The following is a 10,800-nucleotide window of genomic DNA, read 5'->3' on the forward strand; positions in this document are numbered from 1 at the left end:
GCTCATACCATGTGATCTCTCCCTTGGGAGAAGGAAATTTCTTGCTTGTGATTTTCATGATCACTCCTCGATTTTACGTGCGCCGTCAGAAATCACGACATCATAGATCTTCGGCTCATGACCATATTTCTCGCTGAATTTTTCCACAGCGATCTTGATGAAGTCATCGTGGAGATCATTCTTGACAAGATTGATTGTGCAGCCTCCGAAACCGCCGCCCATGATTCGTGAGCCTGTCACACCAAGTGTCTTTGCCACATCGTTGAGGAAATCGAGTTCCTCGCAGCTCACCTCATAGTCTTTTGAAAGACCTGCGTGGGTCTCATACATCTTCTTGCCCACAGTCTCGTAGTCTCCGGCATTGAGTGCGTCGCACACATCAAGCACGCGCTGTTTCTCCTCGATTACGAATTTCGCGCGGAAATAATCTTCAGCGGTGATGTCGCTCTTGATTTCGTCAAGCTGCTCCATTGTGGCATCGCGCAGTGTGTCTATGCCGAGACGTTTTGCAACGCGCTCGCATGATTCGCGGCGTTTGTTGTAGGGAGAATCCTTAAGCTCGTGTTTTACACGCGAATCCACGAGCACAAGCTTGTAATCCTGCGGATTGAAGGGGAAATATTCATACTCCATTGAGCGGCAGTCGAGACGCATCAGGTTTCCCTTCCGACCGAATACAGATGCGAACTGGTCCATGATACCGCAGTTAACACCACAATAATTATGTTCTGTGCTCTGACAGATCTTCGCAAGCTCGAATTTGTCGATGCTGTTGTTGTTGAAAAGATCATTGAGCGCGAATGCGAAACAGCTCTCGAGAGCCGCCGATGATGAAAGACCCGCACCAAGAGGAACATTTCCTGCAAAAACGGTGTCAAATCCTTTTACTTCTCCTCCGCGCTTCTGAATCTCGCGGCAGATTCCGAAGATATAACGAGCCCAGCTCTGAGTGGGTGCGTCCTCTTCCTTGAGACCGAATTCAGCATATTCGTCGATGTCTATGGAAAACACTCGAACCTTCTCCATGCCGTTGGGCTTGATCTCAGCCATTATCACCTTGTCGATGGCACCGGGAAATACGAATCCCCCGTTGTAGTCTGTATGCTCGCCGATAAGGTTGATGCGACCTGCTGATGCGTAGAGTGTGCCACCCTCGCCGAATCTTTCTTTAAAAATTTTCTGAATCTCTGCTTTCATGGATTCCATGTCAATTCTGATTTTAAGTTATTATTCAAGTTACACTATATTTCCATTTTCCAAATCCCCATATGTTCCATCCGCCTTTTGTTCCCCTTGTCTTTATCTTTCTCTCTTCTTCGCTACTTTTTCAGTTTCCTTACTCGACAACGAAACTGATTTTTGCGGGTTTCACACCTTTGGCAGATGCCTCGAACGTGATGACACCGGGTGTCTTTCCTGCCTGCACTATCGCTGTGGCGGCACCGCTGAAAAGATCCATTTCCGGAAGGTGGAACAAACGAAGGCTCGTGGGATCTCCGTTGGCTGTGGCACGGAAAGAACCGGCGCCTTTTGTGGCAAACTTCACCGCACGGCTGTCATCCGGAACGATATTACCGTCTTTATCTGCCACCTGAACAGTGATGTAGACAAGGTCCTCGCCATCGGCTGCAAGCTTGCTGCGGTTGGGCGTAAGCACAAGATGATGAGCTTTCCCGGCGGTACGGACAGTTTTCTCTTCAGCCTTGCTTCCGTCGGCATTGTAAGCCACGACTCTCACTTCTCCGGGCTGATAGACCACATCGTCCCATACAAGACGATAGCGTTCCATGCCCGCCTTGTCCTGAACGCGATCCTCGTCCCATGCCTTGTCGCGGTCGTAGAAAGACATCGACAGACGCTTGCTGTAGTCAAGAGGTTTTGCCTCCCCCTTGCTCTTAATGCCATAGGATTTGCCGTTCACAATCAGTTCTGCCGAAGGATATGACGTATAAACCATCACAGGTGTCTTCTCACCCTCTCTCCCTTTCCAGTTCCAATGGGGAAGGATATGGAGAGTCGACTCCTTTTTATTCCACTGAGAGCGGTAAAGATAATACCTGTCTTTGGGAAGCGACGCGAGGTCGATGATGCCGAATACGCTTGAGTGGTTGGGCCAGCTGTCGGTATCGTAGGGCGACGGCTCGCCGAGGTAGTCGAAACCGGTCCAGACGAACTGACCGATCATCCAGGGGTAATCGTCGTCCATCGAGAAATCCACGTCGGGAATATTAGACCACGAGCAAAACTCGGTGTCGTAACCGGAACTCTGATGATTGGGATATTTCGCTCCCGCCTTGAGTTCCATCGGGAACATATAGACTCCCCGCGACGACACGGTAGAGGCTGTCTCCGAACCGAGTATCAGCTTCTGCGGCAGTATCTCGTATGCCGTCTTGTGCTTGAGAAACATGTAGTTGAAACCGGGAATATCGAGCGTCGAGGCGAAACCGTTGTCGATAACCGCGCCATACTGATCCATGCCGCATGTGACAGGACGCGTCGGGTCAAGACGATGACATATGTCCTGAAGCATGACAAGTTCGCTGACTCCGTCGGGTCCCCACTGGCTGGGGACCTCATTGCCTACAGACCACATCACAACCGAAGCGTTGTTGCGGTAGTGTTTCACCATGTTTTCCATATCTTTCTGCGCCCATTCGCCGAAAATCGATCCGTAGCCGTTCTGGCTTTTCGGGCGGAAACTCCAGTCATCGAAAGGCTCTACCATGAGCATCATCCCCATCTGGTCGCACAATTCCACAAGTTCAGGCGCAGGCATATTGTGGGAAGTGCGGATCGCGTTCGCTCCCATATCCTTGAGCATCTCTATCTGGCGCGCAAGCGCGGCTTTGTTGACAGCCGCTCCGAGCGGTCCGAGGTCGTGATGCTGACACACACCCTTGAATTTCGTATATTCTCCGTTCAGGAAGAATCCTTTCTCCGGTATGTATTCCAGGGAGCGGATGCCGAAACGGGTGTTATAGACATCCACATCCTTGCCGTCTACGCTCAGTGTCGTACGCGCTTCATAAAGACAAGGCGTATCGGGCGACCAAAGCTGAGGCTTCTCTACAAGGAAATCCTGCACGAATGGCTGTCCCTGCGCGTGATAGACCGAATTGTTTGTCGCCACCACCGTGCCGTCGGGAGATATTATGTCTGTCTTGACAAGTATTTTCTGCGCTTTGGCGGCTCCGGCAATTTCTGTAGTGAGTCTTACCGACGCCTCTTTCGCCGACACGACAGGAGTTATCACATATGTGCCCCAGGTCGGAACATGCACCGGAGATGTGGTGACGAGGCGCACATTCCTGTAAAGTCCCGCGCCGGGATACCAGCGGCTTGATTTCTCTTTGTTTTCCAAAGAGACCTCTATACTGTTTTTCCCCGGCACAATCACACCGGCGGGAACATTTATATAAAAGGAATTGTAGCCATACGCCCAGTGACCGATCTCTTTCCCGTTGACCTTGACACGGGGATTGGACATGGCTCCGTCGAATTCAAAGGAAAACACCTGTCCGGCTGTATCCGGAACCTCGAATGTGGTTCTGTAATACCCCTTGCCGATATAAGGCAGTCCGCCGGTGCGGCCGGTCTTCCAGGTTGCCGTTTTCTCGCCATTCTGCTCCACTGTCACCTTCTGAAGGTCGTTGGACCGGTCAAACGGCCCGTAAATCGCCCAGTCGTGAGGCACGCTCACACTCTTCCAGTCAGACATGTCACGTGAAAACTCCCACTGCTTCAACGCAGTGTCGCTACGCTGGGCAGACACGCCGAGCGAGATTGCCAATGCCGGCAAAATAAAAAATCCTCTCATTAAACAAGAATCAAATGTTATCGACTGCAAGTATATATAAAATCCGAATACTCATCAATCGTGTCCCAAGGTTATTCTACCCACAAAGATACTAAAAAGATATGAATATCCGTCAAAAAATCTATCAAAGAGAGATTTTTAACCTTTTTTGACTCTAAACGCATATCCGGGCGCCTCGGGTGTAATGCCGCGACACTGCTATCCCCGGGTGTATTGCGCGAGATTGGACACATCCATGGCTGTGGCATCGGCAATAAAACAGCTGAAACTCCCCAACAGGTCGGCAAGCGCGATCATGGAGTTCTGCGTCTGCTGGTTGTAGAGGGTGCCGCTCATGGTGTTGCTTTCGAGCTTTCCCTGCAACGCGCCGCTGACTCCCGATATATCCTCCATCATCTTCAATTGTATGTCGAGCAGTTCGGTGATGCCTATGTTCGAGCAGTTGGAACTCACCTGCTGCGGCAAGGGCAGACCGGCTTTGGGACGAAACAGTATCACACCATTGAAGCGACTCCACTCCTCAGCTATGTCATTTATGTCGGAACCTTCGGGCAACGCCCCCTCCGGGAAAAGAAGCACCCCCTTTGCCGAAGCCCGCAATATCCAGTCATACATTGATATCAGACGGTTGGCATATTTCTGCTGGTCGATTATGTCGCTCACAAATGAATGAATCTCTCCGTCGATAAATGGATAAGCTTTGAAAACAAAAGGATGGGAACCATGCCTGTATGGACTGCGTCCGCTACGCAAAACATCTCCCTGCGGTGTCAGAAAATGACATCTCCATTCCTCAGACACTTTCCACTCGCGCCTTTCCCACGGACGGACATCCGGCGCACCTTCTGCCGGAATTTCATAATACCTGCCGTTACGGAGGTCATGACAACGGTAACTCTGCCTGTATTCACGATGCCAGACCTCTATCACGCGGCACTTCCCGCCGTTCCCTACGCCGTATATCCTCCCCAGGCGAACATAATCTTCAGGACAACGGGCAAACGATGCGCATAGTGAGTCAAATTCAAGCTCATGAATCTCACCCACCATCCCCGTGTCCCAGTTCCGGAAATCGCGGGCACCGGTGTCACAAAAGAAATTGTCGGGCAGGACAAAGTCTGTCCAGCAGTCAGTACGGCTTCCTTTCCGTCCGTACCATTTCCGATGAACCACCAGTCCTCCGATAAGAAACTCTTCCATTGTCCTGGCATACATCTCTTCCATCCTGTTTAGTTCCATGTTGCGCTCGAGACGGCTCTGAATATTCTTCATGTCGCCAAGCCCTGAAACCATATTGCCTATCCCCTCGCACGACGGAACGGAATATCTGTTGCGGAAAACGCCGAGCACATTTCTGACCAGACGGCGTATCATGTTGTTTTTCAACGGCACATTACCCTGGCTGCGGATATATTCCTCCTCCCGCATCCGCTCTCCGCCAACATCGATTGTGTCGCCCCACTGGTCGCCGTAGGTAAAACGTTTGTTACGCTCTCTGTCGCTCCTGAATCCTGCAAGATTATCCCAGCATTCCATTGCCCTTGCAAGCAACTCTATGTTTTTCGGATAATCCGCATCCGGCAGCTTTCCGCGATTGCTTTCCGCGCTCTGAATCCATTCTTTACCGTTCATATTGCTCAAATTATAATTAGAAGCCGTAAATTTATCGCCTTGCGGAAAGATGCTTGTGTTATCTATTGATTTTTTTGTTATCTTTGTAGGTTCAAAAAGATTCGTCATGTCTGAAAACAATAATATCTCATCTGCTGAAAACCGTCGCTGCGCACCGGGGGTGCGTCCGGACGTGCTCAATTTTGAAGATATCGCGAAAATGGCTCCGGGTCTCGCGAGCCACCGTAAGTTCGTAGAAAAGGCTCTCCATTGGATTGGTCTTGACGAAGTCAACGCCATCCACGGACGATACTGCTATTCCACAGGCGTGGAGTTTTCACACCACCTCGTGGAAGATGAATTCAGATTCAAACTGCGCATTGACAATGAAGAGGTGCTCTCACGATTCCCGGAGGGTGCGTTCATCACTGTATCCAACCACCCTTTCGGCGGCATGGACGGCATCCTGCTTCTGCATATCGTGGGCAAATACCGCAAGGACTATCAGGTCATGGTGAATATGATTCTAAACAACATATCGGCGATGCGACCATCTTTCATCGCTGTTGACCCGATAAAGACCGATGACCCGGAAAAGAAAGCCGTGACAATGCAGGGAATACGCCGTGCCATGGCTCATGTGCGCGATGGGCATCCACTCGGATTCTTCCCGGCAGGTGCAGTGTCAAAGATCGACAAATCCCTCCATATCCGCGACCGTGAATGGCAACCCACTATCACCCGCCTCATCAGACAGCTGAAAGTGCCTGTGATTCCCATCTATTTTCATGGACACAACTCCACTTTCTTCAACATCCTCGGTCTGATCGACTGGCGTCTGCGCAGTGCGCGGCTTCCCAAGGAGATATTCCTGAAGAGAGGGAAAGACGTGCACGTCTCGATCGGCGAGCCGATATCGGTGGAAAAACAGGCGGAGTTTCCTGATGCAGACTCACTCGGCAAATATCTCCGCGAACAGACCTATGCTCTTTCGCGCCTCTGATTCTTTTAGAAAGTTGTTTAATAATATAAAAATGCTTCAGTCTCAAGACATACCGGCGGAAGTCGCAGCCGCAAAACAGCGGTTCTCGATTATCGGCAACTCCCCGGCATTGATCCGCGCCATTGCGCGCGCCATACGCGTCGCGCCTATAGACCTTTCTGTGCTCGTGACCGGAGAAAGCGGTTCGGGAAAAGAATTTTTTCCTAAGATAATACACCTGTTCGGTGCAAGAAAACATAAGAAATACATAGCCGTAAACTGCGGCGCAATCCCTGAAGGCACTATCGATTCCGAACTCTTCGGACATGAAAAGGGATCTTTCACCGGTGCCATTTCTGCGCGAAAAGGTTATTTCGAAGAGGCGGACGGGGGAACCATCTTCCTTGATGAAGTGGCGGAACTCCCGCTGACAACACAGGCAAGACTGTTGCGCGTTCTGGAAACAGGCGAATTTCTGAAAGTCGGATCTTCGAACGTGCAGAAAACAAACATACGCATCGTGGCGGCGACGAATGTGGATCTCATAAAAGCGGTGGAAAAAGGAAAATTCCGCGAAGACCTGTATTACCGCCTCTCGACAATCCGCATCGATGTGCCGAACCTGCACGACAGGGGGGATGACATAAGACTCCTCGCCAGAAAGTTCGCTGCGGATTTCGCGGAAAAATACATGACAAAACCTATCTCTTTCGCAGAAGAGGCATACCGCGCAATGCTCGTTTACCGCTGGCCGGGCAATGTGAGACAGCTTAAAAACTTTGTCGAGCAGTTCGCCCTCTTCGAGGCGGGGGAGGAAATCTCAAGACAGCTGGTGCTTGAGGCGTTGCCTCTCGACAGATCCACAACATCTTCTCTCGTAAAGTCGGAAAAGCCGGTAAACTATGAGGCGGAACGCGAAATGCTATGGAAGCTGGTGCTCGGCATGAAATCGGAAATAGCGGAACTCAAGGAGTCCATAAAGGGTGATTCCGCCGCAGGCCGCAAGCAGCCTACCACCTCTCTGATAAAGTACCCGGTTGAGGATCTTCTCGCACCTGCAATCGCCGATGATGGTTTCTCCAGGATGTCTTCGCACACTCTGGAGGATTCGGAGAAAGACGCGATCACTGCTTCGCTGGAGCGCAACGGCGGCGACAAGAAACTCGCTGCCGAGGAACTCGGAATCTCACTTCGCACTCTTTACCGCAAAATAAAGGAACTGGGAATCGATTCCTGAATTATACCCGAATATGAATTATTCCTGAATTATGAATAAAGTAATTTTTATATTGTTCGCGGCTATGGCATTCACCCTTACTGGGTGCATCCCGAGTTTCAGAATGAACGGTACCGCAATCAATTACGACATATACAAGACAATTGACATCTCTGAATTTCCCATCAGAGCCGCGCTTGTATACCCTCCCCTGCAACAGACATTTGAAAACAAGCTTCTGGATTATGTGACCAGACAGACGCGACTTCAGGAGGTAGACGGTCCGGCGGATATTGAACTCACAGGAGAGATTACGGGATATTCCCTCTCCCCGCAGGCTGTCGGCACCGATGCATATGCAACCGAAACAAGACTTACAATCACTGTCAGAGTTAAATATACCGACAACAAGAATCCGGCAAACAATCTTGACCAGACTTTCTCGGCATACCGGCAGTTCTCCTCTTCTCTTATGCTCACTGACGTGCAGGATGACCTCTGCAACCAGATCAGCGAGGAACTCGTGAACCTTATTTTCAACGCCACTCTCGGAAATTGGTAACAAAATGGACAAATACCCTTATTTCATTGTGCCGGCAATAGAAAGACTGCCGGAGGCAACCGGTGAGGAACGACTCGCTCTGGTCAGACGCATTGCCGCGGCTGTGGGCGATCCCGTGGCTCTCAGAGCCATTATCGGCATCGATCCGGAAGAATTTATGGAATTTTATCCCGACATGAAATCTCCGGAACTTACAACCGGCGACACAATAGATTCCTTCCTCGACAGATTCGGCGATCCCAACATGACAAGGGCTACTGAAATCGAAGATATTATCACCCCAGTAGCAGTGCCATATGACCTCTCTTCGCTCGAATCGCTCCCTGAAATAGGCGATTCGGATCTTTTCGGTGAAGCAGGCATCCCCGAAGAGCCGCGTCACGACGCTCCCTCGCCATCTGAAAGCGAACACTCCGCCGCCGCACACGATACAAATCTTTCAGAATCTCTTGCCAGAATAATGATAAAAAACGGCAACTATCAGAAAGCTTTGGAAATAATTACCGAGATAAGTTTGAATAATCCGAAAAAAAGTATTTACTTTGCAGACCAAATACGATTCCTCAAAAAATTGATAGCCTACACATCAGATTCTTGAGGATTTCCCTTTATTGACATTGCCGGTTACCTGTGGTTCCTGTCGCGTCAGTAGGAAGTTCGTAAATCAAAAGCTAAATTAAATTTTAAACACTAAAGATATGTATATCTTTCTCAGCATTCTTATCGTAATCGCATCCCTGATTCTCATCGGGGCTGTTCTGATTCAGAAATCCAAAGGCGGCGGTCTCGCCTCTGACTATTCCAGCGGAAACCAGTATCTCGGTTATCGCAAGACAACCGACTTCATCGAGAAGGCTACCTGGACTCTCGCAATCTTCATCTGCATTATGAGCATATGCGCCTCTTTCGCAGTGAAGACCCCGGTTAATGTATCAAACATTCAGAACGCGGCTCCCGCTCCAAACTCCGCGGCTCCCGCTCCTGTAAACGTTCCTGCAGCTCCTGCAGCTCCCGCAACTCCCGCAAAATAATAACGGTTGACGGTAATAACGCCGGAACCCGGATAAAACAGAAGGTCATGCAGTTTTGCATGACCTTCTGTTTTATCCGAAGTCTTTTATCACCGCCTTCCCCAGAGAAGTTTGTTGCGGAGCAACCGGGAAAAACTCGCGTCAGGACGGCGGAGAACTTTCACGGAAAATCCGGCTTTACGGATGCGCAGCTCGTCACGACCGCATGCCATCATGAAATAGCGTCCGTCAAGGCTCACACGCGAATACTCCACACGCGAACTCGTGGTCAGACGTATCTCGGAATCTCCTCCTACAACAAGCGGACGCATCGTAAGCGAATGCGGCGCTATCGGCGAGATCACCGAACATTCAAGCGTGGGCATAAGTATCGGACCTCCTGCCGACAGATTATATGCCGTGGATCCGGTCGGAGTTGCCACAACAAGCCCGTCTGCCATATAGTCGGCAAGAAAATAGCCGTCTACCTCGGCATGCACGGTGACTGTAGATGCCGTCTCGCCCCGCAACACCGCCACCTCATTCAGAGCATAAGGCCAGAAGCCTTCGGGCATCGCTTCACATCTGATTTCAAGCAACGCGCGCTTCTCGATCACCCCCTTGTCGCAGGCAACGACATCTACCAGCTCCTCTGTTTCCTCAAGAGAATAGCTCGCAAGAAAACCCAGATGACCTGTGTTGATGCCGAGAATCGGAATCTCCCGGTCTCCAACCCATTCCGCGGCACCGAGAAACGTGCCGTCTCCCCCGATGCTTATCACGCACTCGGTGTCCTCGGGCAAACAGGCTGCCGTATTCATGCTGCCGGAAAGGTCTATTCCGTTCTCCGAAAGATAACATGCGAAATCCTCGGCTACCGACACCCGGAAGTCTCTCTTTTCAAGTGCTGCGAAAAATTCGCGCAATAAACCGAAATATCCGTCCTGATACCGGTTTCCATATATCGCGATATTCCTCATCGGTCACACATTCAATAACGCTCTCAGCTCAAGAAGGCGCAGTGCCGCCAGTTCACTGTCGCTGTCGCTGTCGCTGTTGCCATAAGAGGAAACGACATCATAACCGTAACGCTCAAGGCTATGGACTGTCGATGCAGGGTCCTCCCGTCTGACCCGCAGTGTTACCTGTATCTTGCCGTCTTCCGACGGGGTGCTCCACATATCCACAAGATGCGCGTCGCTGTCTTCGACAGCATGGGCTATGCGCGACGCACTGTAATCGGCAGGCACACACTCAAGGGTTATGACACTGCAGTCATCCCGTGGAGCGATCATGCGCCCGAGTCCTTCGAGCAGGGAATCGCGGTCAATCACTCCCTCAAAACCGTTGCCTGACCTTACTCCTAAAAGACCGTCAGGAGTATCAAGCAACAACGGAAGCACGTTGACCACCGGCATGTCTTCATTTACATTCCTATAGGGGAAGACATGCTTTTTGATGCGTCCGGCAGCCATTATATCTTTTGCTCTCATCATATCCCTCGAATTATTTACTTATTTTCCAAAAAAATTTCTAAATTTGCATTTTGAATTGGCAGGGACTCTCTCGTCAAAGAGATTCCATTTATATTATTTTAAC

10 protein-coding genes are annotated in these 10,800 nt (G+C 50.4%); 5 read left to right on the plus strand and 5 right to left on the minus strand.

Features of this window, described 5'->3' with window-relative positions:
- Positions 1-60: 60 nt before the first annotated feature.
- From galK to JX312_RS03890, 3 genes are all read right to left on the minus strand, one after another.
- A complete protein-coding gene (gene galK / locus JX312_RS03880) occupies positions 61-1,197 on the minus strand; it encodes a galactokinase (protein WP_204457141.1) in 1,137 nt (378 codons plus the stop codon).
- Between the two features lie 139 nt (positions 1,198-1,336).
- Entirely contained in the window at positions 1,337-3,820 is a 2,484-nt protein-coding gene (locus tag JX312_RS03885; RefSeq protein WP_204457137.1) for a glycoside hydrolase family 2 TIM barrel-domain containing protein, read from the minus strand.
- Between the two features lie 198 nt (positions 3,821-4,018).
- Positions 4,019-5,452: a hypothetical protein gene (locus JX312_RS03890; protein ID WP_204457138.1), complete on the minus strand. Its 1,434-nt coding sequence runs from the start codon at positions 5,450-5,452 to the stop codon at positions 4,019-4,021.
- 106 nt (positions 5,453-5,558) lie between these two features.
- On the opposite strand from JX312_RS03890, the gene JX312_RS03895 reads away from it, so the two are divergent.
- From JX312_RS03895 to secG, 5 genes are all read left to right on the plus strand, one after another.
- Positions 5,559-6,434, plus strand: coding sequence for a lysophospholipid acyltransferase family protein (locus JX312_RS03895; RefSeq protein WP_164916623.1), 876 nt, complete (start codon positions 5,559-5,561; stop codon positions 6,432-6,434).
- A 31-nt stretch (positions 6,435-6,465) separates the two neighbouring features.
- Positions 6,466-7,650 carry a sigma-54-dependent Fis family transcriptional regulator gene (locus tag JX312_RS03900; protein WP_123406501.1) on the plus strand — a complete coding sequence of 395 codons (1,185 nt, stop codon included), beginning with the start codon at positions 6,466-6,468 and terminating at the stop codon, positions 7,648-7,650.
- Between the two features lie 31 nt (positions 7,651-7,681).
- Positions 7,682-8,191 (plus strand): LptE family protein, encoded by a 510-nt coding sequence (lptE, locus tag JX312_RS03905; protein WP_204457139.1) that lies wholly within the window; start codon positions 7,682-7,684, stop codon positions 8,189-8,191.
- A gap of 4 nt (positions 8,192-8,195) precedes the next feature.
- A complete protein-coding gene (locus JX312_RS03910) occupies positions 8,196-8,789 on the plus strand; it encodes a hypothetical protein (protein ID WP_123406505.1) in 594 nt (197 codons plus the stop codon).
- Positions 8,790-8,889: 100 nt separating this feature from the next.
- Entirely contained in the window at positions 8,890-9,222 is a 333-nt protein-coding gene (gene secG / locus JX312_RS03915; protein ID WP_128708136.1) for a preprotein translocase subunit SecG, read from the plus strand.
- Between the two features lie 89 nt (positions 9,223-9,311).
- Here secG and JX312_RS03920 read toward each other — a convergent pair whose 3' ends face one another.
- Entirely contained in the window at positions 9,312-10,181 is an 870-nt protein-coding gene (locus JX312_RS03920; protein WP_124030871.1) for an NAD(+)/NADH kinase, read from the minus strand.
- A 3-nt stretch (positions 10,182-10,184) separates the two neighbouring features.
- Complete coding sequence (locus tag JX312_RS03925) at positions 10,185-10,697, minus strand: hypothetical protein (RefSeq protein WP_204457140.1); 513 nt, start codon at positions 10,695-10,697, stop codon at positions 10,185-10,187.
- Between the last annotated feature and the right edge of the window lie 103 nt (positions 10,698-10,800).

It is taken from the genome of Barnesiella sp. CU968 (assembly GCF_905219685.1).
Classification (GTDB): domain Bacteria; phylum Bacteroidota; class Bacteroidia; order Bacteroidales; family Muribaculaceae; genus Lepagella; species Lepagella muris_A.

What these genes read in the sequence shown, in the direction of transcription:
- galK (WP_204457141.1), bottom strand. Translation starts at nt 1,197, where the DNA reads ATGAAAGCAGAGATTCAGAAAATTTTTAAAGAAAGATTCGGCGAGGGT.
- JX312_RS03885 (WP_204457137.1), bottom strand. Translation starts at nt 3,820, where the DNA reads ATGAGAGGATTTTTTATTTTGCCGGCATTGGCAATCTCGCTCGGCGTG.
- JX312_RS03890 (WP_204457138.1), bottom strand. Translation starts at nt 5,452, where the DNA reads ATGAACGGTAAAGAATGGATTCAGAGCGCGGAAAGCAATCGCGGAAAG.
- JX312_RS03895 (WP_164916623.1), top strand. Translation starts at nt 5,559, where the DNA reads ATGTCTGAAAACAATAATATCTCATCTGCTGAAAACCGTCGCTGCGCA.
- JX312_RS03900 (WP_123406501.1), top strand. Translation starts at nt 6,466, where the DNA reads ATGCTTCAGTCTCAAGACATACCGGCGGAAGTCGCAGCCGCAAAACAG.
- lptE (WP_204457139.1), top strand. Translation starts at nt 7,682, where the DNA reads ATGAATAAAGTAATTTTTATATTGTTCGCGGCTATGGCATTCACCCTT.
- JX312_RS03910 (WP_123406505.1), top strand. Translation starts at nt 8,196, where the DNA reads ATGGACAAATACCCTTATTTCATTGTGCCGGCAATAGAAAGACTGCCG.
- secG (WP_128708136.1), top strand. Translation starts at nt 8,890, where the DNA reads ATGTATATCTTTCTCAGCATTCTTATCGTAATCGCATCCCTGATTCTC.
- JX312_RS03920 (WP_124030871.1), bottom strand. Translation starts at nt 10,181, where the DNA reads ATGAGGAATATCGCGATATATGGAAACCGGTATCAGGACGGATATTTC.
- JX312_RS03925 (WP_204457140.1), bottom strand. Translation starts at nt 10,697, where the DNA reads ATGATGAGAGCAAAAGATATAATGGCTGCCGGACGCATCAAAAAGCAT.